Annotated in this window: 28 protein-coding genes and 1 pseudogene; 12 read left to right on the top strand and 17 right to left on the bottom strand. The window is 71.1% G+C overall.

The window, feature by feature from the left end:
• Positions 1-68: 68 nt before the first annotated feature.
• Positions 69-1,583, top strand: coding sequence for a hypothetical protein (locus AB0L00_RS00500; RefSeq protein WP_364426425.1), 1,515 nt, complete (start codon positions 69-71; stop codon positions 1,581-1,583).
• A 78-nt stretch (positions 1,584-1,661) separates the two neighbouring features.
• On the opposite strand, the gene AB0L00_RS00495 is transcribed toward AB0L00_RS00500, so the two are convergent.
• From AB0L00_RS00495 to AB0L00_RS00485, 3 genes are all read right to left on the bottom strand, one after another.
• The gene (locus tag AB0L00_RS00495; protein WP_364426422.1) at positions 1,662-2,021 is read right to left on the bottom strand and encodes a hypothetical protein; all 360 of its coding nucleotides are present in this window, start codon (positions 2,019-2,021) and stop codon (positions 1,662-1,664) included.
• Positions 2,021-2,455 (bottom strand): hypothetical protein, encoded by a 435-nt coding sequence (locus AB0L00_RS00490; protein ID WP_364426420.1) that lies wholly within the window; start codon positions 2,453-2,455, stop codon positions 2,021-2,023. Before AB0L00_RS00490 ends, AB0L00_RS00495 begins: the two co-directional genes overlap by 1 nt.
• 188 nt (positions 2,456-2,643) lie before the next feature.
• Positions 2,644-2,856, bottom strand: coding sequence for a hypothetical protein (locus tag AB0L00_RS00485; RefSeq protein ID WP_364426417.1), 213 nt, complete (start codon positions 2,854-2,856; stop codon positions 2,644-2,646).
• Between the two features lie 125 nt (positions 2,857-2,981).
• On the opposite strand from AB0L00_RS00485, the gene AB0L00_RS00480 reads away from it, so the two are divergent.
• The 5 genes from AB0L00_RS00480 (at position 2,982) to AB0L00_RS00460 (ending at position 5,564) form a co-directional block, all read left to right on the top strand.
• Positions 2,982-3,773 (top strand): helix-turn-helix transcriptional regulator, encoded by a 792-nt coding sequence (locus AB0L00_RS00480; protein WP_364426415.1) that lies wholly within the window; start codon positions 2,982-2,984, stop codon positions 3,771-3,773.
• 3 nt (positions 3,774-3,776) lie between these two features.
• Positions 3,777-3,869, top strand: coding sequence for a DUF397 domain-containing protein (locus AB0L00_RS00475; RefSeq protein ID WP_364426412.1), 93 nt, complete (start codon positions 3,777-3,779; stop codon positions 3,867-3,869).
• Positions 3,866-4,012, top strand: coding sequence for a DUF397 domain-containing protein (locus AB0L00_RS00470; protein WP_364426409.1), 147 nt, complete (start codon positions 3,866-3,868; stop codon positions 4,010-4,012). The genes AB0L00_RS00475 and AB0L00_RS00470 overlap by 4 nt, the downstream gene beginning before the upstream one ends.
• Before the next feature lie 85 nt (positions 4,013-4,097).
• Positions 4,098-4,631: a GNAT family N-acetyltransferase gene (locus AB0L00_RS00465; RefSeq protein ID WP_364426407.1), complete on the top strand. Its 534-nt coding sequence runs from the start codon at positions 4,098-4,100 to the stop codon at positions 4,629-4,631.
• Positions 4,632-4,760: 129 nt separating this feature from the next.
• Positions 4,761-5,564 carry an SAM-dependent methyltransferase gene (locus AB0L00_RS00460; RefSeq protein ID WP_364426405.1) on the top strand — a complete coding sequence of 268 codons (804 nt, stop codon included), beginning with the start codon at positions 4,761-4,763 and terminating at the stop codon, positions 5,562-5,564.
• Positions 5,565-5,766: 202 nt separating this feature from the next.
• Here the strand turns inward: AB0L00_RS00460 and AB0L00_RS00455 are convergent, their stop codons facing one another.
• Entirely contained in the window at positions 5,767-6,222 is a 456-nt protein-coding gene (locus tag AB0L00_RS00455) for a DoxX family protein (protein WP_364426402.1), read from the bottom strand.
• A gap of 332 nt (positions 6,223-6,554) precedes the next feature.
• Here AB0L00_RS00455 and AB0L00_RS00450 point away from each other — a divergent pair, with 332 nt between their 5' ends.
• Positions 6,555-7,469 carry an SDR family oxidoreductase gene (locus AB0L00_RS00450; RefSeq protein WP_364426399.1) on the top strand — a complete coding sequence of 305 codons (915 nt, stop codon included), beginning with the start codon at positions 6,555-6,557 and terminating at the stop codon, positions 7,467-7,469.
• A complete protein-coding gene (locus AB0L00_RS00445; protein ID WP_364426396.1) occupies positions 7,466-8,482 on the top strand; it encodes a sigma-70 family RNA polymerase sigma factor in 1,017 nt (338 codons plus the stop codon). The genes AB0L00_RS00450 and AB0L00_RS00445 overlap by 4 nt, the downstream gene beginning before the upstream one ends.
• Here the strand turns inward: AB0L00_RS00445 and lysX are convergent.
• Both lysX and AB0L00_RS00435 read right to left on the bottom strand, forming a co-directional pair.
• Positions 8,469-9,923, bottom strand: a complete 1,455-nt coding sequence (gene lysX, locus AB0L00_RS00440) for a bifunctional lysylphosphatidylglycerol synthetase/lysine--tRNA ligase LysX (RefSeq protein ID WP_364428928.1) — start codon at positions 9,921-9,923, stop codon at positions 8,469-8,471. The two genes, AB0L00_RS00445 and lysX, sit on opposite strands and share 14 nt — an antisense overlap.
• An 81-nt stretch (positions 9,924-10,004) precedes the next feature.
• Positions 10,005-10,436: a MarR family transcriptional regulator gene (locus tag AB0L00_RS00435; RefSeq protein ID WP_364426393.1), complete on the bottom strand. Its 432-nt coding sequence runs from the start codon at positions 10,434-10,436 to the stop codon at positions 10,005-10,007.
• Positions 10,437-10,498: 62 nt separating this feature from the next.
• Between AB0L00_RS00435 and AB0L00_RS00430 the strand changes: the two genes are divergently transcribed.
• The gene (locus AB0L00_RS00430) at positions 10,499-10,858 is read left to right on the top strand and encodes a VOC family protein (protein WP_345351940.1); all 360 of its coding nucleotides are present in this window, start codon (positions 10,499-10,501) and stop codon (positions 10,856-10,858) included.
• Positions 10,859-10,900: 42 nt separating this feature from the next.
• On the opposite strand, the gene AB0L00_RS00425 is transcribed toward AB0L00_RS00430, so the two are convergent.
• A complete protein-coding gene (locus tag AB0L00_RS00425) occupies positions 10,901-11,692 on the bottom strand; it encodes a type III pantothenate kinase (protein ID WP_364426391.1) in 792 nt (263 codons plus the stop codon).
• Positions 11,692-14,213, bottom strand: a pseudogene (locus AB0L00_RS00420) (L-aspartate oxidase). Before AB0L00_RS00420 ends, AB0L00_RS00425 begins: the two are co-directional and overlap by 1 nt.
• A 188-nt stretch (positions 14,214-14,401) precedes the next feature.
• Between AB0L00_RS00420 and AB0L00_RS00415 the strand changes: the two are divergent.
• A complete protein-coding gene (locus AB0L00_RS00415) occupies positions 14,402-15,382 on the top strand; it encodes an LLM class flavin-dependent oxidoreductase (RefSeq protein WP_364428925.1) in 981 nt (326 codons plus the stop codon).
• Here the strand turns inward: AB0L00_RS00415 and AB0L00_RS00410 are convergent.
• Positions 15,361-15,939: a TetR family transcriptional regulator gene (locus AB0L00_RS00410; protein ID WP_364426388.1), complete on the bottom strand. Its 579-nt coding sequence runs from the start codon at positions 15,937-15,939 to the stop codon at positions 15,361-15,363. The genes AB0L00_RS00415 and AB0L00_RS00410 overlap by 22 nt on opposite strands.
• Positions 15,940-16,027: 88 nt before the next feature.
• On the opposite strand from AB0L00_RS00410, the gene AB0L00_RS00405 reads away from it, so the two are divergent.
• Positions 16,028-16,984 (top strand): nuclear transport factor 2 family protein, encoded by a 957-nt coding sequence (locus AB0L00_RS00405; RefSeq protein ID WP_364426385.1) that lies wholly within the window; start codon positions 16,028-16,030, stop codon positions 16,982-16,984.
• 81 nt (positions 16,985-17,065) lie between these two features.
• Here the strand turns inward: AB0L00_RS00405 and panD are convergent, their stop codons facing one another.
• From panD to AB0L00_RS00375, 6 genes are all read right to left on the bottom strand, one after another.
• Entirely contained in the window at positions 17,066-17,491 is a 426-nt protein-coding gene (gene panD, locus AB0L00_RS00400) for an aspartate 1-decarboxylase (protein ID WP_364426383.1), read from the bottom strand.
• A 5-nt stretch (positions 17,492-17,496) separates the two neighbouring features.
• Positions 17,497-18,363 carry a pantoate--beta-alanine ligase gene (gene panC / locus AB0L00_RS00395; protein WP_364426380.1) on the bottom strand — a complete coding sequence of 289 codons (867 nt, stop codon included), beginning with the start codon at positions 18,361-18,363 and terminating at the stop codon, positions 17,497-17,499.
• Entirely contained in the window at positions 18,363-19,280 is a 918-nt protein-coding gene (locus AB0L00_RS00390) for a DUF2520 domain-containing protein (protein ID WP_364426377.1), read from the bottom strand. The genes panC and AB0L00_RS00390 overlap by 1 nt, the downstream gene beginning before the upstream one ends.
• Before the next feature lie 325 nt (positions 19,281-19,605).
• Complete coding sequence (locus tag AB0L00_RS00385) at positions 19,606-19,908, bottom strand: chaplin (RefSeq protein ID WP_364426374.1); 303 nt, start codon at positions 19,906-19,908, stop codon at positions 19,606-19,608.
• 165 nt (positions 19,909-20,073) lie between these two features.
• Positions 20,074-22,575 (bottom strand): FtsX-like permease family protein, encoded by a 2,502-nt coding sequence (locus tag AB0L00_RS00380; protein ID WP_364426371.1) that lies wholly within the window; start codon positions 22,573-22,575, stop codon positions 20,074-20,076.
• A gap of 2 nt (positions 22,576-22,577) precedes the next feature.
• Positions 22,578-23,324, bottom strand: coding sequence for an ABC transporter ATP-binding protein (locus AB0L00_RS00375; protein WP_345351898.1), 747 nt, complete (start codon positions 23,322-23,324; stop codon positions 22,578-22,580).
• A 213-nt stretch (positions 23,325-23,537) separates the two neighbouring features.
• Between AB0L00_RS00375 and AB0L00_RS00370 the strand changes: the two genes are divergently transcribed.
• The gene (locus AB0L00_RS00370; protein WP_364426368.1) at positions 23,538-24,005 is read left to right on the top strand and encodes a hypothetical protein; all 468 of its coding nucleotides are present in this window, start codon (positions 23,538-23,540) and stop codon (positions 24,003-24,005) included.
• Between the two features lie 204 nt (positions 24,006-24,209).
• Here AB0L00_RS00370 and AB0L00_RS00365 read toward each other — a convergent pair whose 3' ends face one another.
• Entirely contained in the window at positions 24,210-24,305 is a 96-nt protein-coding gene (locus tag AB0L00_RS00365; RefSeq protein WP_364426365.1) for a DUF397 domain-containing protein, read from the bottom strand.
• Positions 24,306-24,333: 28 nt separating this feature from the next.
• Positions 24,334-25,191, bottom strand: a complete 858-nt coding sequence (locus AB0L00_RS00360) for a helix-turn-helix transcriptional regulator (RefSeq protein WP_364426362.1) — start codon at positions 25,189-25,191, stop codon at positions 24,334-24,336.
• Between the last annotated feature and the right edge of the window lie 172 nt (positions 25,192-25,363).

Below are 25,363 nucleotides of genomic sequence, written 5' to 3'. Positions count from 1 at the left end.
CCAAGCGGCTCCCTGCACCCAGCGCACCCGCGATCGCCACGGACGACACGCATACGGTCACCGTCGACGTGCTGGACCGCGACGGAAAAGCGCCACAGACCGCCGACGCCCAGTATGTGATCTTCCGGTCGCTGGACGGGACGACGAACGGGTACGGCCAGTTGGACAACGGACACTTCACCGGCCAACTCGCGCCCGGCGAGTACGTCGTCGAGGCCGGAGTGTCCACGCCGGAACCGGGCGGCGGGAAATCTCTCACCGTCGTCTACCTGCCACGGTTCGTCCTCGACCAGGACCGCACCGTGGTCCTGGACGCCCGCGAGGGCCGCCCCATGTCGATCGACGTCGATCGCCCGGACGCCCGGCTGACCGGCGGTGACGGCGGCGGCGGGTACGCGCGCGTCGTCCAGACCATCGGCGGCGAGACCACCACCACCGCGAACATCTTCCTGAACGGACAGCCCACCTACATCACGCCCAGCGGTCCGGCTCCGGGACTGCGGCTGCTGCTGCAAGGCCGGCTGACCAAAGACGGTGCCGTGACCGGTAGCCCCTACATCTACAACGTCGCCGGCAGCGCCTCGGACCAGGACGTCATTCCGTCCGATCCCGCCCTCCGGGTCCGCACGGCCGATCTGGCCACCGTGAACACTCGCTACGCTCGCCAGGGCCGGCCCGCATGCGCCGGCACCCACGCGGGCGCCCACTGGCCGGGCGGAGGTTTCACCACGGGGTTCTACGTAGGCGTCGGGTCACTACCCGCCACCCGCACCGAGTACTTCAGCCCCGGCGCCGACTGGGAGACCGATACCGACATCGGCGCGGACTGCGACCTCATCGAAGCCAGCGTCACCGCAGCCCCTGAACGGTTCCCGCGCGCGGGCACGTACACCCGCGACCGGACAACCGGTCCGCTCGGCGCCGGCGCCGACTTCAACACCCTGCTCAGCGACGGCACCCTCCAGTTCTGGGTGCCGATGCTCAGCTCCTGGGACGCCCACTCCGGCATCGCCCCCTACGACCACGTCACCGGCCAGACGACACTCCAGACCTCCGACCGCAAGATCATCGCCACAAGCGACCAGCCAGGCTACGGCGAGTTCAACCTGCCCGCGCCCGGGCGCGGATCCGGACAAGCGGCCTACAAGGTCACCACCGACGCCGAACGGCAAGCCCCCTGGTCGGACCTGGCCACCCGCCAGCATGTCGTCTGGACGTTCACCGCACAGCCCCCGAGCGGCGACCGGGCAGAAGACCTGCCCCTGCTGTCGGTGCTCTACCGCACCCGTCTCGACGACGACAACCGCGCCTCCACGAGCACCCAGCATCTCGCTCTCAGCGTACGGACCAATCAGGACGCACCGACGCCCACCGTCCGCCGGCTCACCCTCCGGGCCTCCTACGACGACGGCACCACCTGGAAGAACGTCCCCGTGTACAACACGGGGCAAGGCTGGGAGGCCACCCTGCAGAACCCTCCGGGGTCGGCAGGGAAATACGTGTCCTTGCGCGCCGCCGCCGAGGACACGACCGGACGCACCGTCGACCAGACCGTCATCCACGCCTACGGCCTCGCTCCCTGATCTCACGTCAGGGCGATACCGAACAATCTGATGTGACAGCGCGGTGGACGGCGGGTGCGCCAAGTGGTGCACCCGCCGTCAGACCGGGAGGAAGAGCGCCTCGAACGGCGGGGTGCCGACGCCGGTGGTGACGTGGCCTCGCCCCTCGGTGTCGGCGGCGAGGACCATGTCGCCCGGGCCGAAGCGGCGCCGGTCACCGCCGCTGACCTCCACCTCGATCGTCCCGCGCAGCATCACCACCCACTGCTCGCGCGGCGCCGGGTGCGGCGCGCTGTCGAACTGGGCGCTACGAAGGAACGACACGCCACCTGCGGACGGCAGGCCGCCGACCGCCATGGGGGGCACCCCCTCGGCGACGTGCCGCTCGGCGAGCGCGATCTCGCCCTCCTCGAAGGCCGACCCGCCGTCCTCGGTACCGACGATCCTGACGAAGCGCATCAGCTCGCTCCGATGAACTGATAATCGGCGCGGATCCTGCCGTCGTCGTCCAGGGCCAGAACATCCAGACCGCCGCCGACGGCCTCACCACTGCTTGTCGACGTCATCGACCACCGAACGCCGACCACGTTGGGCAGCAGGACGCATACCTCCGCGGCGGCCTCGAAGACGTGCTCACCCGGCGCGACGAACATCTCGTAGGCACGGGTCACCCGGGCGTCCATGGCGGCGTGGCCGCGAACCTCCAACGGCGGCACCGCAAACGCGAGGCCGGCGGCGGCCTGGCGGATCTCCTGAGGCGGGTCCACGAGAACCTGAACTCCGTCCTCCGCCCACAGCTCGCGAATCGCCGCGCTGCGCGCCGCCGGATCGGACTCGTTCCACTGGGCGATATAGCGGTCGGCCAGTTCCTTGACATCGAGTTCGTTGCTCATGCAGCGCAGTGTGCGCCGGCGACCTGCACCTTCGCGATTCCCTCGAAGGAATGACCCGGCCGGTACGGGGCGTACCGAAGGCTCGGAGAACGCGGTCAGAGACCGGGACGAATGCCGCAGGCCGCCGCCTGGATGTCGCCTTCACCGAGCATTCGGTACGCCCCCACCCCGGATTCCCGGGCCGCCGGTCAGGCCGGCTCGGATTCAACCCGGTGAGCGCCTTGGAGGGCCTCGACGAGCGTGGGGACCATTCCGTCGTCGAGTTCGACGACGAGAAGCTCGTCCTCGCCGAACCGCACGGAGGTGATCTCCTCGTCCGCGTGGTGGACGACCCGCAGCTGCGTGTCCTCGGGGACATGGGCGCACGTGGAGACGTAGACGCCTTCGACCTTCATGAGCACGGTGACCTCCTGTGATCGGACTTTGCCATCTGCCTGGCGATCCTGTCACCGAGTGATTACGCTGCGGAATGGTTGCAGCTCGTACTCCTGTGCTCTCCCCCGACGCGTACAAGGAGCCCGTACCCATGGCGAACTCCTCCGGCTTCGTCTCCTACTTCGGCACAGAGCTAAGACGCCACCGCGAGCGCATGGGCTGGCCCCGCGAACAGCTCGCCGAGCGCGTCCCCTGGTCCGTGTGGACGGTCGCGTCCGTCGAGCAAGGCCGCCGCAAGCCCCCACCCGGCCTCGGCGAACACGCCGACGCCCTCTTCAACCTCCCCGGCGTCATGGCCGAACTCTCCAAGAAGGCCCAGGACGACAGCAGCCCCTTCGGCGACTTCGTCGATCCCGAACAGCGAGCGCTGTCGATCAGACTCTTCGACATGCGGGTCGTCCCCGGCCTCCTGCAAACGCCCGCATACGCCCGCGCATTGAACCAGATGCCCGGACGGGAACTCCCACCGCAAGAGTTGGATGGGGTGGTCCGAAGGCGTATGGAGCGTCAACAGATTCTTGATCGTGAGAATGCCCCGACCCTGCATACGGTCATCGACGAAGCCGTGCTCTGCCGGCGGATCGGTGACTGTCAAGTTATGCGCGAACAGCTCGCCGCACTGTGCAGGTCACGCCCGAACGTGACCGTGCAAGTGCTCCCCTTCTCTGCGGGCAGCCATGACGCGGTTACCGGCCCGATTACTCTCATGCGTCTTCCCGACGAACCGGACGTCGCCTACGCCGACGGCTGGCCCGAAGGCCAGCTCATCGATACTCCCGCCGAAGTCTTTCGCGCACAGCAGGCGTTCGAACAGGTCGCCACTCTAGCGTTGCCGCCGGATCTAACTAGGGAGATGATTCAGGCGTATCTAGAGGAGGAGTGAGATATGCCTGGATGGCGTCGGAGCACGTACAGCACCCAAGGTGACTCGCAGTGCGTCGAGGTCACAGTCTGGCTCGATCACGAAGCGGCCTCGTGAACGTAGGCGACCATTGGCGTATCAGCACCTACAGCGCGCAAGGCGAGTCGCACTGCGTTGAAGTGAGGATCCGCTGGCGCAAGGCGATCTACAGCGGGACCGGAGAGTCCAACTGCGTAGAGGTCGCCGTTCGGGGCTCGTAGCGAACCGCTGTGAACCGAACAACCACCGCCCCGGCCTGGGGGCGGTGGTTGTCCGCGTTGGTGGGGCGCGGCGAGGATGAGGGCCATGATCGAGATACGTACGGCGCATACCGGGGAGTTGGACGCCGCCCTCCTCAAGACGGTGCGGGGCTTCCTCGAGGACGTGTTCGAGGGTGATCTGAGCGACCAGGACTGGGACCACGCGCTGGGCGGAATGCACGTTCTGGCCTGGGAGGGTTCCGAGCTCGTGGGGCACGCGTCGCTGGTTCAGCGACGACTGCTGCACGACGGGCGGGCACTGCGGACCGGCTATGTGGAATGCGTCGGGGTGCGCGCCGACCGGCGCCGCCACGGGTACGGCGCGATCGTGATGGACGCCCTGGAGCGGCTGCTGCGCGGCGCGTACGAGCTGGGAGCGCTCGGCGCCTCCGACCGGGCCGTGCGCTTCTACCAGGCTCGCGGTTGGAAGGCGTGGCAAGGGCCGACCTCGGTGCTCACACCGGCCGGAATCCGGCGTACCGCGGACCAGGACGGCGCCGTCCACGTCCTTCCGCTGGCGGCGGCCCTGGACCTGTCCGGCGAGCTCGTCTGCGACTGGCGCGAGGGCGCCGTCTGGTGAGCCCCCGCCCAGCGGGCCCCTTCGTTCACGGAGACGTCCGTCACATCCGGACTTTTGGGTGGATCCGGTGATTCACGGAAAAGTCTCGGTAAAGTTCCGGAGAATGCGTGATCCCGGGAAGGGGAAGCGGTGGCGGGCGAGGAGTCTCGGCCAGGTGAGTTCGATGCAAATGTGCCGAATATCGCCCGAATGTACGATTATTACCTCGGCGGGAAGGATCACTACGAGGCCGACCGCGTACGCGCCGAGGAGGCGGTCGCGGCCGATCCCACACTGGTCAACCTGATCAAGGAGAACCGCGCCTTCATCGGACGCGCGGTGCGGTACATGGCCGCGCAGGGCATCGACCAGTTCCTCGACATCGGCACCGGCCTGCCCACCCAACAGAACGTGCACCAGATCGCCCACGCGGTGAACCCGGCCGCCCGGGTGGTCTACGTCGACTACGACGAGCAGGTGGTCGCGCACGGGCGGGCGCTGCTCGCCGACGCGGAACGCACCACGATGATCCAGGCCGACCTGCGCCGCCCCGAGGAGATCCTCGATCGCATCCGGACGAGGCGGCTGCTCGACTTCGACAAGCCGATCGCACTGCTCCTCGTGGCGACCCTGCACTTCATCCCCGACGAGGACGACCCGCACGGCATCATGGCGCAGTTGCGCGACGCGCTGGCCCCGGGCAGCCACTTGGCCCTGACCCACGCCTCGGCCGATGGGGTGCCCGACGTGGTCGCCAAGGTCGTCGAGGTGTACAAGCGGACGTCCGCGCCCGGGACGGCGCGTACCCAGGAGCAGGTGATGGGCCTGTTCGGCGACTTCGCGCTGGTCGACCCCGGCCTGGTGTGGGCGCCGCTGTGGCGCCCCGAGCGGCCGGTCTCCATGAAGGAGGCCGTGCAGACCTGGTTCTACGCGGGAGTCGGCCGCAAGCCGTAGGTCCTGGCGCACCGCCCGGTCGGCCTGAATGGCCGGCAGCGTCGGTCAGGTCGGCTACGACAGCGGCTCACGTCTCCCTTCGGTACGCATCAGCCCCGGCCAGGGATCCACCGTCCCCGTGACCCTGTCCCGGCGCTGACGCCACGGCCGGTCTCCCGTCCGCGCGGAAGGGAGACCGGCCACGGCCGTCGTCGATCGGTCCTTACGCCGTCGCGGCGACGTCGGGCTGGGAGTCGGCGGGACGGGCGGCGACCGCCCGGTTCGGGCGGCGGAGCACCGAGTCCAGGGCCCACACGCCGGGGCCGAAGACGGCGATCAGCAGGAACGCCCAGCTGAACATCGCGGCCGGCTCGCCGCCGTTCTGCAGCGGGATGATCCCGTTCTTGATGTGGACGGTGAAGTAGGCGTACGCCATGGAGCCGGAGGCGAGGATCGCGGCGGGGCGGGTCAGCAGCCCGACGAGGACGAGTCCGCCGCAGACCAGTTGGATCAGGGCGGCGTACCAGCCCGGCCAGGTGCCGGCCGCGATGGCGTGACCGGAGCCGCGGTTGCCGCCGAACACACCGAAGATCGACGCTGCGCCGTGGAACACGAACAGCAGCCCGACCACGACCCGGTACAGGGACAGGATCGGACCGTGGAACCGACTCGTACTCATGGGTGACCTCCCGATTGACCTGAGCGCGGCCCGCGGTCACGAAGCCGCCCGCCATTCGGTCACCGGCCCGCGGGATCGGCGGCCGAGCCGCCGATGGATGAGCCCAGAATCCGTTCGGACTCCGATCCTGTCAACGAGTCAGTGTCGAAGACAGGGTTTGCCCTACGCCGACGTGCGGTTCTGTCGTGCGTGAAGACGCATCGGCGTGAAAGTGCCACGAACGAGCCCTCGCGCCCGCGACCAGTTTCCGTCCCACCCGTCGTCCTACGTGATGACAGGTCGATGAATCGTCCTTCGGCCGCGGCCGAAGGTGCAACGGGAGGACACTGAACGTGCTGCTTGTAACCGGGACGACGGGGTTGAACGGTTCCGCGGTGGTGCACGAGCTGGCACACGAAGGGGTCGCGGTCCGGGCGCTGGTGCGCGACCTCGCCAAGGCGCGTCAGGCGCCGGTGCCGTCCACGGTCGAACTGGTCGAGGGGGACATGCTGTGCCCGGACACGCTCGGGCCCGCGCTGGACGGGGTGGAGCGGGTCCTGCTCATATCCACGGCCAACGAACGGATGGTCGAGACGCAGACCACCTTCATCGACGCCGCCAGGCGGGCCGGCGTCGAACACGTCATCAAGTTCTCCGGAAGGGCCACCGATGCCCCCTCCGGTTTCCGGTTCGCCCACATGCACGCCGAGATCGAGGAGTATCTGCGGTCGTCCGGGATGCGCTGGACGATGCTGCGCCCGAGCGCGTTCATGCAGGTGTACTTCCGGGAGGTCCCGTCCATGACGGGCGAGGGCGTTCTGAACCTGCCGATGGGCGACGCGTCGATCGCGCCGGTCGACGTCGCGGACATCGCGAAGGTGGCGAGCGCGCTCCTCCAGGGCAAGGGGGAGGCCGACCGCCGTTATGAGATGTCCGGTCCGGAGTCCCTCACCATGGATCAGGTCGCCGAGACCGTCTCCTCCGTCATCGGCAAGCCGGTGCGGTACGTCGCCGCCGACCCCGCCGCCAAGCGCGAGGCGCTGCTGAAGGCCGGGCTGTCCCCGTTCTTCGCCGACGCGTTGGACGAGCTGTTCGCCGAGCGCCGCAGGGGATGCGCCGAGGCTGTCGTGGATTCGTCCACCCACGAGGCCTTCGGTGTGCGTCCGACCACGTTCGCGGAGTTCGTCCGCAAGCACGAGGCGGTGTTCCGGGGCGAGGCTCAACCGTCCAACCTGTGGGCGGCGGGCTGGCTGCCATCCGGCCGGTGAACGAGGACGGGGCCAGCGCCGACCGGCGCTTTGACCGGGCCGCGCTGGAGGAACAGCTCGCCGTCCTCCGGCCCGAGATCACCCGGCACTGCTACCGCATGCTGGGGTCACCGTTCGACGCCGAGGACGCCGTCCAGGAGACGATGCTGCGGGCCTGGCGGGGAATCGGCGGGTTCGAGCGCCGCGCGGCACTGCGGTCGTGGCTGTACGCGATCGCGACGAACGTGTGCCTGGAGCAGCTTCGCCAGGCCCGGCGCCGGGCGCTGCCGATGGACCTGGCCGACCCCTCGCCCGGCCCCGGCCCGCTCGGCACCGCCCGCGCCGCCGACGCCTGGGTCCAGCCGATCCCGGACGCCCGGGTGCTGCCCGCGGATCTCGACCCGGCGCTGATCACCGTCGAACGCGAGTCGATCCGGCTCGCGTTCGTCGCCGCGCTGCAACGGCTCACCCCGCGGCAGCGCGCCGTCCTGCTGCTGCGAGACGTCCTCGGCTGGCGCGCACGCGAGGTCGCCGACCTGCTCGGCCTGACCGAGGACTCGGTGAACGCGCTGCTGCGGCGCGGCCGCGCGGCCATGCCGTCGCGCCGTCCCGCCGCGTCGGAGACCATGCTGGACGGCGAGCAGCGCGCCCTCCTCAGCCGCTACATCAGCGCCTTCGAGCGGTTCGACATCACGGCGCTGGTAGGGCTTCTGCACGACGACGCGACGCTGTCGATGCCGCCCTACGGCCTCTGGCTCCGCGGCGCGCCCGCGGTCGCGGCCTGGTTGCGCGCGGGGGAGGCGCTCTGCCGTGACGGCGCCCTGGTACCCGTCGAGGTCAACGGCGGCGTGGGCGTGGCGCAGTACCGGCGGGACGCCGGCGGCTCCGGACTGCGGGCCTTCGCCCTTCAGGTCGTCGAGACCTCGGCCGGACGCATCGACGGCCTGCACGTGTTCCTGCTCCCGGAGTTGTTCCCCCTGTTCGGCCTCGCCGAGAAGATCCCCCGTCCGGGACGTACGGCTACTCCGGCTTGACCAGGGGGAACAGGATCGTCTCGCGGATGTTCTTGCCGGTGAAGGCCATGATCATGCGGTCGATGCCGATGCCGACGCCGCCCGTGGGGGGCATGGCGTACTCCAGGGCGCGGAGGAAGTCCTCGTCGAGCTGCATGGCCTCCGCGTCACCGCCGGCGGCCAGCAGGGACTGCTCGGTCAGCCGGCGGCGCTGCTCGATCGGGTCGATGAGCTCGGAGTAGCCGGTGCCCAGCTCGGTGCCGAAGCCGATGAGGTCCCACTTCTCGGTGAGCAGCGGGTCGTCGCGGTGGGTGCGGGCGAGCGGCGAGGTCTCGAGGGGGTAGTCCCGCACGAACGTCGGCTGGACGAGGGTGTGCTCCACCAGCGCCTCGAACAGCTCCTGGACCAGCTTGCCCTGCCCCCACTTGGGGTCGAACTCCAGGTCGCGCTGCTCGAAGATCTTCCGGACGTCATCGATCGGCGTCCCGGTGGTGATCTCCTCGCCGACCGCGTCCGAGACCGCGCCGTACAGGGTGACCTGCGGCCACTCGTCGCCGGCGAGGTCGATCTCCTGGTCCTTGTGGACGACGACCGTCGTGCCGAGCGCGGCGACCACCGCGGCCTGGTACAGCTCACGGGTGAGGGTGGCGATCGTGTCGTAGTCGCCGTACGCCTCGTACGCCTCGAGCATCGTGAACTCGGGGTTGTGCGTGGAGTCCGCGCCCTCGTTGCGGAAGTTGCGGTTGATCTCGAAGACCTTCTCGATGCCGCCGACGACGAGCCGCTTGAGGTACAGCTCGATGGCGATCCGCAGGTAGAGGTCCATGTCGTACGCGTTGATGTGCGTGGCGAACGGACGTGCGGCCGCGCCGCCGTGGATCGGCTGCAGCATCGGCGTCTCGACCTCGAGGAACTCGCGGCCGGTGAGGTACTCGCGGACCGCGCGGACCGTGTCGCTGCGCAGGCGGGCCATGCGCCGCGCCTCGTCGTTGACGATCAGGTCGACGTAGCGCATGCGGACCCGCTGCTCGGGGTCGGTGAGGCCGGCGTGCTTCTCCGGGAGCGGGCGCAGCGACTTGGAGGTCAGCGCGAACCGGTCGGCCATGATCGACAGCTCGCCGCGCCGGGAGGTGATCACCTCGCCCTCGACGCCGACGTGGTCGCCGAGGTCGATGTCGCGCTTCCAGGACTCCAGGGCCTCCGGGCCGACGTTGGCGAGCGAGAGCATGACCTGGATGTCGCCGCTGCCGTCGCGGATCGTGGCGAAGCAGAGCTTGCCGGTGTTGCGGGCCAGGATGACGCGGCCGGTCACGCCGACCTTGTCCCCGGTCGACGCCCCCGGCTCGAGGTCGGGGTACTTCGCGCGGACCTCCGCGATCGTCGCGGTACGCGGGAACCCCAGCGGGTAGGGGTCCACGCCCTGCTCGCGCAACCGGTCCACCTTCTCGCGGCGGATCCGCATCTGCTCCGGAAGATCGTCGTACGACTCGCTCACGATGAAAAAGGCTACCGGCCCGGCGGGCCCTCCTCGGCCGTCGGGCGTTCAGCCGCCGAGATCTTCGGCGATGCGGGTCAGGTCCGCGCGTAGCGGCTCCACGCGTTCGGGGCCGAGGACGCCGACCATGCGCCGCTCGATCTCGAAGACGTCGGCGTGGGCGCGACGAAGCCGCTCCCTGCCCTCGGCGGTCAGGCGGACGGGCAGCGCCCGCCCGTGAGCCGCCTGCGCCGGACGCTCGACGAGCCCGCCTTCCTCCAGGCCGCGCAGGACGACGTTCATCGACTGGCGGCTCACGAAGGCATTTCGGGCGAGCTCGGCGTTGGACAGACCCGGCCGCCGGCCGAGCCGTTCGAGGCAGACGTACTGCGGGGTGGTCAGCCCATGCTCGCGCAGGGCGGCGTCCATGGCCGCGCGGAGCGCGGCCTGCGCCCGTTTGAGCACGTAGCCCACGCTGGCGTCGAGTTCGTCTTGCGTCATGTCAACATCCTGACATACGCTCCGCATGTCAAAGTCCTGACATACATCCCGGGAGTCGAAAAATGACAGTGAGCGGACCCGACTTCGTCGCTCTGCAGGTGCGCGATGTCGCGGCGGCGGCCGCCTTCTACGAGAAGCACCTCGGCCTCCGGCGGGCGCCGGCGTCACCGCCGGGCGCGGTGGTCTTCGCCACGGAGCCGATCAGCTTCGCGGTGCGCGAGCCGCTGCCCGGCCTGGACCTGGACGCCGGGCCGGCCGGGCTCGGCGTGGCACTGTGGCTGAAGACCGACGACGCCGACAAGACGCACGACGACCTCGCCGCGGCCGGAGTCGCGATCGTCCGGCCGCCCTCCGACAGCCCGTTCGGCCGGATGTTCGCCTTCCGCGACCTCGACGGGTACGTCGTCACGCTGCACGGCTGACCGGTCGGACCGACCGGCCGGCGGAGGCGTGCGGCCGCCGGCTCAGCCGGAGACGCCGACGTTGCGCTCGTAGACCAGGCGCAGGCCGATGAGCGTCAGCCACGGCTCGTACACGTCGATGCTGCGGGCCTCCTCCAGGACGAGCGGGGCGAGGCCGCCGGTCGCGACGACGGTGACCTCCTCCGGATCGTCCGCCAGCTCCTCCGACATGCGGCGTACGACGCCGTCCACCTGGCCGGCGAAGCCGTAGATGATGCCGGACTGCAGCGCCTCGACGGTGTTCTTGCCGATGACGCTGCGGGGCCGTACGAGCTCGACCTTGTGGAGCTGCGCGCCGCGCGCGGACAGCGCGTCGACCGAGATCTCGATGCCGGGGGCGATGGCGCCGCCGACGTACTCGCCCTTGGAGGAGACGGCGTCGAACGTCGTCGCGGTGCCGAAGTCGACGACGATCGCGGGGCCGCCGTGAAGGTGGCCCGCCGCCAGGCTGTTGATGATCCGGTCGGAGCCGACCTCCTTGGGGTTGTCCATCCGGATCGGCACCCCGGTCTTGACGCCCGGCTCGACGATGACGGCGGTGACGTCGCCGTAGTAGCGACGGCACATCTCCCGCATCTCGTGCAGGACCGAGGGGACGGTGGAGCACAGCGCGATGCCGCTGATGTCGGTGTCGGCCAGCAGCGGGCTCTGCTGGACGAGGCCCTGCAGGACGACCGCGATCTCGTCCGCGGTACGCCGGGCGTCGGTGTTGATGCGCCAGTGCTCGATGACCTCCTCCCCTTCGAAGAGGCCCAGCACCGTGTGGGTGTTACCGACGTCGATCGTGAGCAGCATCAGGTCCCCGCTGTCGAGAGGTCAAGGCCGATGTCGAGCGCGCCGGCCGAATGGGTCAGCGCCCCCACGGCAAGGTAGTCGACTCCGGTCTCGGCCACAGCGCGGGCCCCGTCGATGGTGAGCCCGCCGCTGGCCTCCAGCTCGGCCCGGCCGTCGGTCAGGCGTACGGCCTCGGTCAGCTCGGCGATGCCCATGTTGTCCAGCAGGATCGAGCGCGCCCCGGCGGCCAGCGCCTCGCGTACCTGGTCGAGGGTGTCGCACTCGACCTGGACGTGCAGGTCCGGCCTGGTCACGGCGGTGAACGCGGCGGTCACCGACCCGGCGGCGGCCACGTGGTTGTCCTTGATCAGTGCCGCGTCGGCGAGGGACATGCGGTGGTTCACGCCGCCGCCGAGGCGGACGGCGTACTTCTGCAGCGCGCGCAGCCCCGGCAGCGTCTTGCGGGTGTCCCGGACGCGGGCCTTCGTGTGCGCGATCTCGTCCGCCCAGCGGCGGGTGAGGCTCGCGACGCCGGACAGGTGGGTGAGAAAGTTCAGCGCGGTGCGCTCCGCGCGCAGCAGCGGCACCAGGGGGCCTTCGACGGTGAGCAGGACGTCGCCGGGCGCGATCCGGGACCCGTCCTCGACGCGGGTGACGACCTTCAGGGCGTCGCGGACCTGCGGGGAGTGGTCGAGGACCGCGGCGAAGACGAGCTCGGCGACGGGGAGGCCGGCGACCACGCCGGGCTGCCGGGCCACCATGTCGGCGCGGCCGGTGGCGCTGGGCGGGAAGATCGGTTCGCTGGTGACGTCCGTCTCGCCGTCCTCGGCCAGCGCCGTACGGACGAGGCCGTCCACAGCCTGTGGATCCAGTCCGGCGGCGCGCAGCCTCGTCTCGAGTTCGGTGTTCAAGAAAGCTCCCGGGGCTCGTAGGTCGTGGTGATGGTTCCGTCGGCGGCGAGGGTCGAGACCAGGTGACCGCGCCACGTCCGGTCGGCGTCGGGGAAGTCCTCCCGCCAGTGGCTGCCCCGGGTCTCCGCACGGCGCCGGGCCGCCGCCACGATCAGGGACGCGACGGTATGCAGGTTGGTCGCCTCCCACGCCTCGGTGCACGGCTCGTCGGTCGTACGGTCCGCGAGCGCGGCGAGCTCCCGTGCCGCGCGGTCCAGTCCTGGACCGTTCCGCAGAACGCCGGCGTAGGAGGTCATGATCTGCTGGACCTCCGCGCGCACGCCGGGATCCAGCAGCGCCGGCTCCCCGGCGGTCCGAGGGGTTTCCTCGGCGGTTCGCGCGGCTTCGCCGGCGAGGTCGGCGGACAGCGCCTCGGCGATCCGCCGGCCGAAGACCAGGCCCTCGAGGAGGGAGTTCGAGGCGAGCCGGTTCGCGCCGTGCACGCCGGTGCAGGCGACCTCGCCGCAGGCGTACAGGCCCGGGACGGACGTACGGCCCCACAGGTCCGTACGGACGCCGCCGCTGGAGAAGTGCGCGGCCGGCAGCACCGGGATCGGCTCGTGCACCGGGTCGATGCCGTGCTCCTCGCAGATCGCGAGGATCGTCGGGAACCGGTTCGCCCAGGTCCGCGGCCCGAGGTTCCGGCCGTCGAGGTAGGCGCAGGAGGCGCCGGTCTCCCGCATCATCGTCGTGATCGCCTTGGCGACGACGTCTCGTGGGGCGAGGTCGGCCAGCGGGTGCCGCCCGGCCATGAACCGGTCACCCTGCTCGTCGATGAGGTACGCCCCCTCGCCGCGTACGGCCTCGGAGATCAGCGGCTGCCGCCCCTTCGCGTCAGGGCCCAGCCACATGACAGTGGGGTGGAACTGCACGAACTCCAGGTCCGCCACGGCCGCCCCGGCGCGCAGCGCGAGCGCGACGCCGTCGCCGGTCGACACCTCCGGGTTCGTGGTGGCCTGGAAGACCTGGCCCAGGCCGCCGGTCGCGAGGATCACCGCGCGGGCGCGGAGGGCGCCGACGCCGTCGCGGCGTCCCTCCCCCATGACGTGCAGCGTCACCCCGGCGACCCGCCCCTGCTCCATCAGCAGATCGAGCACCAGGGCGTGCTCGATGACCTCGATGCCGGAGTCCTTGAGCTTCGCCAGCAGCGCCCGGCTGACCTCGGCACCGGTCGCGTCGCCGCCCGCGTGCGCGATGCGGCGCTTGAGGTGCCCGCCCTCGCGGGTCAGCGCGACCTGCCCGTCCTCGCCCCGGTCGAACTCGGCGCCGAGCTCGATCAGCTCGAGTACGGCGTCCGGGCCCTCGGTCACGAGCACGCGTACGGCCTCGTCGTCGCAGAGGTCGACACCGGCGGTGAGAGTGTCGCGGAGGTGCTCCTCCGGGGAGTCGTCCGGGTGCAGGGCCGCCGCGATGCCGCCCTGGGCCCACCGGGTGGACCCGTCGTCGAGCAGCGCCTTGGTGACCAGCAGCACGCGTCCGGCCGTACGGGCCCGCAGGGCCGTCACGAGTCCGGCGACGCCGGAGCCGATCACGATGATGTCGGTGTCGATCGTCCAGCCTGGATCGGGTGCGGTGAGGCGTCGGGGGACCATGGACCCTCCTCCGGAGGCATTCTCGTCAGATTGACTATAACCGGTCGCCCGAACCGTTCCATTCCTCCGGGGTCATCCCGCTTCGCCGGGGTCGCTGCCCCATTCCCCGCAGGGAATTGCCCGCCGCCGTCGCCGCCCGCAGGATCTGCGGTGCCCCCGAACCACGACAAGGAGATCCCGTGACCGAGATGAGCGGCGGTATGGACGTCGGCGTGCTGCTGCCGACCGGGAGCGCCCAGTGGGGCCCGGACGGCGACCCGCGCGACCTGGTCGCGTTCGGCCGCCACGCCGAACGCTCGGGCTTCTCCTCCCTCTTCGTCAACGACTCGCTGATCAGCCCCCGCATCGAGGCGCTGACGATGCTCGCCGCGCTGGCCCCGGCGACCGACCGCGTGACGCTCGGGACCGGGGCGCTGCTGCCGTTCCTGCGCCGTCCGGTGCAGGCGGCCCAGGCGATCGCGTCGGTCGACCTGCTGTCCGGCGGCCGGCTCGCCGTCGCGGTGGGCGCGGGGTTCCCGGGCCGGTTCGGCCGGCCGTTCTACACGCTCTCGGAGGTGCCGTGGGAGCGCCGCTTCACGCGGCTGGACGAGACGGTCGCGCTCTGGCGCGACCTGTGGAACGGCGCCACCTCTTTCCACGGCGACATCCTCCGGTTCGACGACCTGCCGCCCGCCACCCGACCGTTCCGGCCCGGCGGCCCGCCGATCTGGCTCGGCGGCGGCACCCCGGCCGCGCTGGCCCGCACCGGGCGGCTGTACGACGGATGGCTGCCGTACCCGCCCGATCCGGCGGACTACGCGACCGGCCTGGAGGACGTACGGAAGGCGGCCGCCGACGCCGGACGCACGCCCGAGGACGTGACGCCCGCCCTGTTCGTGTCCGTACGGGTCGACGAGAGCGTGGCACGCGGCCGCGAAGCGCTGGAGGACTACGCGCGGGCGGCGTACGGCATGCCGCTGACGGAGCTGGAGAAGATCCAGGCCGTCGTCACCGGCACCGCCGACCAGGTCCGCGAGGGCCTCGGCCGGTACGTCGCCGCGGGAGCACGGCACCTGGTGCTCCGCCTGGGCGCGCTGGACCTGCGCGGCCAGCGGGACCAGCTCGAGCGGATCGCCGACCTGCTCCCCCGGCTACGGGCGTCGGCGGATCAGGTCTCGGGTGGGGCCTGACCGGCCAGCGCCTCGAAACAGGGCCGGAGCAGCCGCGTGATCTGCTCCGGCGTCGCGTCACGGAGCGGGCCGAGCTCGATCAGATTCCGTCCGGTGGACACGCCGAACAAAATCGCCAGGATCAGCGCGGCCCGCAGCTCGGCGTCCTCGCCCGGGATGGCGGCGCTCGCCTGCCCGACCTGCCGGGTCATCGCGGCCCGCATCCGCTCCGTCGCCTCCGGATGGGTGAACGTCGAGCGCAGCAGCGGCAGTGACGTCTGCGGGAGCTCGCCGAGCTTGACGCCGACGATGGACAGCAGCAGGTCGATGAGCCCGGCGGGGTCGCCGGGCAGCTCCTTGTCGGGCGGAACCTCGACGGCCCGGCGGAACAGCTCCTTCTTGTCGCCGAAGTACTGCATGACGAGCGCGGGGTCCACCTCGGCCGCCGCCGCGACCGCACGGATCGTCGTGCGGTCGTAGCCGACCTCGGCGAACCGCGCGCGGGCGGCGGCGAGGATCCGCGCCTCCGTCCGCCGCCTCCGCTCCGCCCGGGTCATCGGCTCGTTCGCGTCGCGCACGGCCCGAATCTACCGGCGTTGACCGAAGATCCAATTTCGCTCTACGCTCGTTGAGTCTCAACATGCGTTGAGCGAATGGAGGCTTGGTATGCCGGCGACCGGTCCACGGCAGGTGTTCGAGGGGTTCCGCGACAGGGTGCTGCGCGGCGAGTGGGGCGCACCGGAGGCGCTGCGCTCCGGGGACGTGACGATCGAACTGCCCTGCGCGCCGCCGGGGACGTCCCGGCGATTCACCGACGGGGCGGAGTTCCACGCCCACACCGCGGCGAGCCGGGCGGCGCTGCCCGTACGGTTCGAGGAGTTCCGCGACGTCCGGGTGCACGAGACCACCGACCCCGAGACCATCGTCGTGGAGTACGAGATGGCCGGCACCGTCACGACCACCGGCCGCTCCGCCGCCGCGCCGTTCGTCCTCGTGCTACGGGTCCACGACGGCCGCGTCCGGCTCTGGCGCGAGTACCAGCCCACCCTGGCCATCGCCGACGCCCTCGGCGCCCTGGACGCGCTGCTCGCCGGCGCCCGCGACCTCCCGGCCCCGGCCCCGGACCCGGCGCTCTCCCCCTGGTCACCGTCCGGCCCGGTACCCCGCCCGGACGGCCCGATGTCCGGCACGGACGGCCCGGTGCCCGGCCCGCGCGCGGTGTACGAGCGGATCCTGCGGGCCGCGCTCGACGGGTCGGCCGACGACTACGCCGACCTGTACGCGGACGACGCGGTCCTGGAGTTCCCCTTCGCCGCGCCCGGTCCCCCGCGCTCCCTGCACGGCCGGGCGGCGATCCGGGCCCACCTGCGGGCGGCTATGGGCGGGGCGCTGCGGATCGAGGAGTTCCGCGGCGTCGTCGTGCACGAGACGACCGACCCCGAGGTGATCGTCGCCGAGCACGCCATCGTCGGCACCGCGACCGCGAGCGGCCTGCCGTGCTCGATCGCGAACCTCGTCGTGCTCACCGTCCGCGACGGCCGGATCGTCCGCCAGCGCGACTACCTGGACGTCCTCGCGGCCGCCGCCGCGGCCGGCCGCCTCCCGGACCCGGCACCGCGCTGACCGGCCTAGGAACAGCCCCGGACCGGGACGCCCTCGCGGCCGACCCCGTGCCGGATCCGGCTCGGCGTTGAAGAGCCGGGGTCAGGCCGGGACGTCCTCGACCGCGTCGCCGCGGACGGCGGCGGTGCCCGGGACCGGCTCGGCCGGGTCGGTGCCCAGGTCGACGATCCGGTTGTCGCGGTCGACGTGGACGACGCGCGGCTGGAACGTCCGGGCCTCCGCGTCGGTCATCGTCCCGTAGCTGATGAGGATGACCAGGTCGCCGGGGTGGACGAGGTGGGCGGCGGCGCCGTTGATGCCGATGACTCCGCTGCCGCGCGGCCCGGTGATGACGTACGTCTCCAGGCGGGCGCCGTTGGTGATGTCGACGATCTGGACCTGTTCGCCGGGCAGCAGGTCGGCGGCCTCCATGAGGTCCTCGTCGATCGTCACGGAGCCGACGTAGTGCAGGTCGGCCTGGGTGACCGTGGCGCGGTGGATCTTCGACTTGAACATGGTGCGGAACATGCGGGTCACTCCGAGGCGGGACCGAAGAGCAGGGGGACGTTGTCGATGAGGTGGGTGGTTCCGACCCGGCCCGCGACGGCGAGCACGGCCGGGCCGGTGTGGGCGTCGTCGACCTCCTGGAACGTCTCCGGGTCGACGAGCACGAGGTAGTCCAGCTCGAGCGGCGGGTCGGCGGCGATCGCGCCGTCGAGCACGGTCCGCGCCGCCCGTACGACCTTTGCGGGACCGTCGCCCACCGTCTCGGCGCCCGCGCGCAGCGCCATGGACAGTGACACGGCGGTGAGGCGCTCGGCCGCGGACAGGTAACGGTTGCGGCTGGACAGCGCCAGGCCGTCCGTCTCCCGTACGGTCGGGGCGCCGACGACCTGGACGGGGATGTTCAGGTCGGCGACCATCCGGCGGATCATCGCGAGCTGCTGGGCGTCCTTCTCGCCGAAGACGGCGAGGTCCGGCCGGACCAGGTTGAACAGCTTGAGGACGACGGTGAGCACGCCGTCGAAGTGGCCGGGGCGGCAGGCACCTTCGACGATCGTGCCCATCTGTCCCGAGTCGACGGTGACCCGCGCGCCGAGCGCGGTCGGCGGATACATGACGTCGACGGTCGGCGCGAAGATCAGGTCGACGCCCTCCGCCGCGCAGATCTCGATGTCCTCGGGGAGGGTCCGGGGGTACCGGTCGAGGTCCTCGTTCGGCCCGAACTGCAGCGGGTTGACGAAGATGCTCACCGCGACGACGTCGGCCAGTTCCCGGGCCCGGCGCAGCAGCGACCGGTGGCCCTCGTGCAGCGCGCCCATCGTCGGGACCAGCGCCAGGGTGCCGTCGGGGGCGCGGGCGGCGGCGAGTTCCTCACGCGTGCGGGCGATGACGGGCATCAATCTCCGGTCCCCTCGGTGTCGTCTCCACGGCCGCCCGCCAGGGCGTCGAGCAGGCGCTCGGCGTCCTCCGCGCGCAGCAGCCCGGCGGCCAGCGCGCGGTCGGCGGTCAGCCGGGCCAGCGCGATGTACGCGTCGTGCGCCTCGGGTGAGACGCGGGCGAGTTCGGTGACGTGCTCGGCGACCGTGCCGGCGTCGCCGCGGACGACCGGGCCGGTCAGGCCCCGGACGCCGAGCCGCAGCCCGTTGTCGAGCGCCGCGCCGAGCAGCGGTCCGAGCATCCGGCCCGGCGCCTCGACGCCGACCCGTGTCAGCAGGTCCATCGACTCGGCGACGAGCGTGACGAGGTGGTTGGCGCCGCCCGCGAGGGCCGCGTGGTAGAGCGCGCGCCGATCCTCGGGGATCCAGACCGGCTCGCCGCCCATCTCCACGACGAGGGCCTCGGCGACGGGCCGCAACGGCTCGGGCGAGGTCACGCCGAAGCTGATCCCGGCCAGCCGGTGGACGTCGTCGGGCCGCCCGGTGAAGGTCATCACCGGATGCAGGGCGAGCGGCAGCGCCCCGGCGCGCGTGGCCGGATCGAGGACGCGCACGCCGTACCGGCCGCTCGTGTGCGCGAGCAGCTTGCCCTCGACCTTGACGTCGGTGGCGATCAGCCCGGTGACCAGCGGCGCGAGCGCGTCGTCGGGAACGGTGAGCAGGACCAGGTCGGCGGCGGAGACGACGTCCTGGACCGGGCGGAGCGGAACGCCGGGCAGCCGCTGCCGCGCGCGTTCGCGGGAGGCCTCGGAGACGCCGGCGGCGGCCACGACCGTGTGGCCGGCGAGCGTGAGCGCGTGGCCGAGGGCCGAGCCGACACGGCCGACACCGACGATGCCGACGGCCAGCCGCCCTGGCCGGTCATGCGAGGCGGTCATCCGGCCGCCGCCACCGAAAAGGCGGGATTCACAGGGAGCGCGGAAGGCGCCGCGGGCGCCAATGGCGCGCGCAGGGGGCCGCCGTTGAGCGGGCTTCGCTCGGTCATAGGTCGTTCCAGTCCTTTGCGGGTACCGGACGGTGCGGGCCCAGCCTATATCGGGCCGGCCAGCGCCCCGCCCGCCGTCCCGACCGTGACATCGGGCCGGGCAGCGCCCTCGCCTGCCCGGCTCCGCCACCGGCCCACTCCGGGTGGCCGGACAGCACACCGGCCCGCCCGGTGGCACTGCGGGCGGGCCGGTGAACGTCGTTACCTGTGCGACCGGGTCAGGACGAGGACCACGGGCGGTGGTAGCAGGGCGGACGGTGGTGGTGGCAGGGCGGACGGTAACCGTGCCCGCCACCGACCGAGGCGCCGCCCTTGCAGCCGGCGAGCGCACCGCCGATGACGGCGACGCTGTTGCCGCAGACGTTGACCGGGATCGTGATCGGCGCCACGACCTGGTTGCCGGACACGATGCCGCCCTCGCCGCTCGTACCGATCTCGCCCGCGTTGGCCGGGGCGGCCAGCAGCAGCGCGCCGGTGACGGCGGCCGCCGCCACCCCGGCCGCGGTGAGTTTCTTGAGCACCTGAGTTTCCTCCCGTACTTCGGTTCGCAACCGCCCCGAGGGGCGGTCGGTACGTACGGTAGTTATCCAGCTACTCCCAGGTAACGGTAAGCGGATCTACCTTGGCGTAATCGCATTGTTACATTAGGTGACTGCTTTGTCGCCGTCTGTCGATAACGCCCCCGCCTACTCGGCCGCCAGTGACTCGACGATCGAGGTCCGCGCGGCCCGCCTGCCGGGCATGATCGCCGCGGCCACACCGGCGACGGCCGCCAGAAGGATGAACAGGACGATCCGGCCGATCGGCAGTCCGAGCACCGCGCCGTCGACGGCGGCGGAGATCGCGGCCCAGCCGAGCGCCGTCCCCATCACCACGCCGACGAACGCGCCGATCAGCGAGATGATCAGAGCCTCCAGGGAGAGCATCCGACGCAGCCCGCGCCGGGTCAGGCCGAGCGCCCGCAACAGCGCCGACTCCCTGGTCCGCTCCACCACCGACAGGGTGAGCGTGTTCGCGATGCCGATCAGCGAGATGACGATCGCCAGGGCGAGTAGCGCGGCGACCAGCAGGAAGACCTGGTCGAGGGCCTTCGACAACTGGTCCTTGATGTCGGCCGCGGAGCTCACCCGGACCGCCGGATAGTCCTTCAGCGCGTCGTTGACGGCCGCCCGGGAGGCGTCCGTCGAGACACCCTTCTTGGCGATCAGGTAGACCTCATGCGGGTCCTTGGCCCCGAACGACCGCGTGAAGTCCGACTCGTCGAGCAGGACCTCCGGGAGGATCGACTCCCCCGAGATGATCGCGGCCACCCGCAGGGTCGTGGTGCCGCGGGCGGTCCGCAGGGACACCGTCCCGCCGACCCGTGCGTCGGACCCGCCGGGCGCGTCCTGGCGCAACACGACCGCGCCCGGCCGCAGGTCGGTGAGGGAGCCCGCCGCGAGCTTCGGCTTGATGTCCCGGCCGAGGTACCGCTGGGTGACGGACCCGACGTCGTCCTTCCGCCCGTCGACCGTGGCGGACGCCGTCCGTACCTCGATGACGGCCGAGAACTCCGGCTTGCCGCGCAGACGCGCCACCGCCGCGCCCGGGATCGGCCGGTCGTCCTGGCCGGACTGGGCGCTCAGCTGGTAGTCGACCGGGTAGTGGTCGCGGAGGTTCCCGTCCGCCGTGGACCGTACGGATGCCAGCGCCACCGAGAACATCGTCATGAGCGTGACGCCCACCGTCAGCGCGACCGTGGTGACCGCGGCGCGCTTGGGATTGCGCCGCGAGTTGGCCAGGGCCAGCCGGCCGGGCACGCCGAAGATCCGTGCCGGCAGTCCTCCGACGACCCCGCTCAGCGCCCGGACGATCAGCGGGCTGAGCGCGACCACGCCGAGGAAGACGAGCGCGCCCGCCGCCACCACCATGAGGAACGGCCCCTCTCCGGGCTTGGCGGTCAGCGCGAGGACGCCCACGCCCGCCCCGGCCGCGCCGAGGAGCGCCCCGATGATGATCCGGACGATCCCGGCGCGGCCCCGCGCCCGCCCCTCCGACTGCGTCCGCAGCGCCGCGACCGGCGGCACCCGCGTCGCCGCGCGGGCCGGCATCAGCGCCGACAGCACGGTCACGGCCAGGCCCGTGGGGACGCCGACGAGGAACGGCGTGGCCGAGACGACCAGCGAGCCGCCCGGCATGCCGGTTCCGGAGGCGAAGACGAGGGCGGCGCCGTACCCGAGCCCGATCCCGACGATGGCGCCGAGCACCGAGGCCAGCAGGCCGACCACCGCCGACTCGACAAGGACTCCTCGGAAGACCTGGCCGCGGGTCGCCCCGACGCAGCGCAGCAGCGCCATCTCCCGCGTCCGCTGGGTGATCAGGATGTTGAACGTGTTGTAGATGACGAGCGCGGCCACGAACAGCGCCACGAACGCGAACGCCAGGAAGAACATGGCCATGGTGTCGACGTTCAGGCCCGACGAGGCGGCGAGCCGCTTGGCGAGGCCGTGGCTGGTCACGGTCGTGTACGACGATCCGACCGCCGCGGCGACGTCGGTGCGCAGCCGGTCGTTCGAGACGCCGGCGGCGCCCTTGACGTCGATCTCGACGTAGCCGCGCTCGCCGGTGAGCTGCGCGGCGACCTGCGGGGTGAACCCGACGGCGCCGCGGAAGCCGATCTCCTGGTCGACGCCCACGTCGACCAGCCCGGTGACGGTGAAGGAGCGCGCGACGCCCTTCTTGTCGAGCACCCGGATCGCGTCGCCGACCCGGTACCCCGTGTGCCCGGCGACCCCCTTCTCCAGGACGGCCTCGCCCGGTCCGCCCGGGGCACGGCCCTTGCTGATCGTGTAGCGGGCCAGCGGCCCGGTGGTGATCGACATTCCCACCGTGGGCATCTGGCCGTACGCCCGGCCGTCCTTGCCGAGCAGCGCGGCGTCACCGCGGATCAGGCCCTGGGCCTCCTGGACCCCTTGCACGGCGCGGACCGCGCGCAGCGTCGACTCCGGGATCTTCGCGTCGTCATGGGTGAGGACGGCGACCGAGACCTTCTCGGCGGAGGCGGTGAACTGCCGGTCGAACCCGGCCTTCATCGTGGCGGTCAGCACGAACGTGCCGGCGACGAAGCCCACGCCGAGCGTGATGGCCAGGGCGGTGAGCATGAGGCGCAGCAGGTGGGCGCGGAGCCCGGCCAGTGTCGTCTTCAGCATCGTCAGGACTCCAGGCTCTTCAGCGCGTCCAGGACGCCGTCCGGGGTCGGGCCGTACAGCTCGGTCATGATCCGCCCGTCGCGCAGGAACACCACCCGGTCGGCGTACGAGGCCGCCACCGGGTCGTGCGTGACCATGACGATCGTCTGGCCCATCTCCCGCACCGAGGCGCGCAGGAACGACAGGACCTCGGCGCCGGACCTGGAATCGAGGTTGCCCGTCGGCTCGTCCGCGAAGATGACCTCCGGCCGGCTGACGAGCGCGCGGGCGCAGGCGACCCGCTGCTGCTGGCCGCCGGACAGCTCGCTCGGCCGGTGCGACAGGCGCGGCCGCAGCCCCACCGTGTCGACGACCTGGTCGAACCAGCGGCGGTCCAGCTTGCGGCCCGACAGCTCCAGCGGCAGGAGGATGTTCTGCTCGGCGGTGAGCGTCGGCAACAGGTTGAACGCCTGGAAGATGAAGCCGACCCGATCCCGGCGCAGGTGGGTGAGCTGCTTGTCCGACAGGCGGGTGATCTCCACGTCGCCGATGCGGATCGCGCCCTCGTTCACCGTGTCCAGGCCCGCCAGGCAGTGCATGAGCGTGGACTTGCCGGAACCCGACGGCCCCATGATGGCGGTGAAGGCGCCGCGGGCGAACCCCACGCTCACCCCGTGCAGGGCCCGGACGGCGGCCTCGCCCGAGCCGTAGTCCTTGACCACGTTCTCGGCCAGGACGGCGGGCGGCGCGCCTACGGCGGTGCTTGTCACGACTACTCCTCGATCGCTACTGAACGTCGAGATCGACGGTAGATTTCGCCCGCTCAGCCGCCATCGGCCCTGCGGACAGCGTTCTGTCAGCCTCTGCGGTGACACGGACGCGCCTCATCAGACTTCGGTCGTACGGGTCCGGGTGACCCGGAGCGCCGAAAGCGATCCGGCCGGCCCACGGAGATAGGTGAATCGCCGAACAGGAGATCACCGATGCGCTTCTACGAGACCACCCTCGCCGAACCGCTCAGCGCGTCGTCCACGGCGCGCGCCTACCACCTGGCGCTGCTCACGAAGGGCCGCATTCCCGACCCGCCGGTCTACCGGCTCCACGACCAGGACCTCGCCGCGCTGAACTCGCGCTACCACTCCGCCGGGAAGTCACTGACGGGCGCCCGGGACACGATCGCCGTCCTGCCGGGCGAGACCTTCCCCCTCGGCATGGGCTCCTACGACGTACGGCTGCCCGGCGGCCGCACGAGCCGCGGCTCGTCGCCATGTGGGTGTCCGGGGCGTTCGACCAGGCAGATCGCGCACCCGCCGGCTCGACGTTCCGCCTCGGCATCAGGGCCGACGACGAAGCCACCGGCTCAAATTCCCTTACCGGGACAAGTAGCCCAGAGCGCGAACCTAATCCGAGCGTTACGCCCGGCCCTTCCCAACCTGGAGCCGTCCAGCTGAATCGATCGGCCTCATTGACGTCGGCATTGACCCACCAAGACCGGCGAACCGGTCATACAGCCGACCACAACGGCGGCAACGCGACCACCACGACGGCGAAGCCACCGCGGAGCAAGATGCGGAGAGATGGCGAGGTGGCCGACCGATAGCGGACTTCAAGTGTCAGAGAGCCCCCGGCCGATGGCGCGGGGGCTGTCTCGCTGCTCAGCTGTTGACGACGGCGACTTCGACACACTCGCCCTGCTGGCCAGAGCGGGAGGACTTGCGCCATTCCAGGCGCGTGGAATCACGATTGCTCATGGGGCACACATCTCTCGGGTCCTGCCGGTCAGGTACGTGCTGCCTCTTCGGACAGCAGGGTGATCGTAGCCTCCGGGGGCAACGCCTTTACGTTCAGACGTCGGAAGACCTGGCGGTAGGGGTCCACCTCTGCGGGCTCTTCTAGGAGCAGTTCTCCGCCGATCGTCTCGATATAGGCGGCGTCCGGGTCGCCTTCGGGAAAGGACAGCAGGGTGAAGGGGCCGAACAAGCCTGGATGCGGGCCAGCCTCGAACGGCAGCACCTGAACGGTGATTCCCGGCATTTGCGCCAGCTCGATCAGCCGTTCCAACTGCGCCCGCATCACCTCTGGGCCGCCGACCGGGCAACGGAGCGCCGCCTCATACACCACCGCCCATAGGCGCGTCGGGTCCTCACCGTAGAGAATCTTCCGGCGCTCCGCGCGGACCGTGACCCGCTTCTCAACCTCCTCAGCGGACAACTCGGCCGCGCCCGAGCTGATCAGCTCGCGGGCGTAGTCGTCGGTCTGTAGCAGGCCAGGCATGATCAGTGGTTGAAACGTGAGGATTTCCGACGCCTCCGCCTCCAGTCCGATGTAGGCGGTGTACTTCTTCGACAGCATCCGGCTATACGGCGTCCACCAGTCCTTCTGCCCGCCTTCTTTCGCGAGCGTGATCAGCTCGTCCCGGATCGGGTCATCGCCGGCGACGCCGTAAGTGTCGAGCAGGTCGCGGACGTCACGCCAGCGCGGCTTCGTCCAGCCTGCGCGTTCGATCCAGTGGATTTTGTCGGTCGAGCAGCCCAGCGCCTCGGCAGCCGTCTCGACCTCGACGCAGGCTTCCTGTCGTAGTCGCTTCAGTTCAGCGGACAGACGGCGTCGTCGGAGGGTGGGCGTGCTCCGTGGCATGGCGTCGATCGTAGGGCAGCGTGCGGTCGTCGACAGAGAAGCAGACATAAGAGTGTAAAGCGCTTTCGTTTGAAGCATTCACTTGAAGAATGCGTTCGTTGACTGCAAGCTAAACAGGCGCATCTACCCAGTCGGGCGCACCTGACCCGGCATGACTACAGGGAGTTGATCT

The sequence above is a fragment of the Actinoallomurus sp. NPDC052308 genome (assembly GCF_040679195.1).
GTDB lineage: Bacteria > Actinomycetota > Actinomycetes > Streptosporangiales > Streptosporangiaceae > Actinoallomurus > Actinoallomurus liliacearum.
The sequence above is the reverse complement of the archived record's forward strand: the minus strand, read 5'-3'. Positions and strand labels throughout refer to the sequence as shown.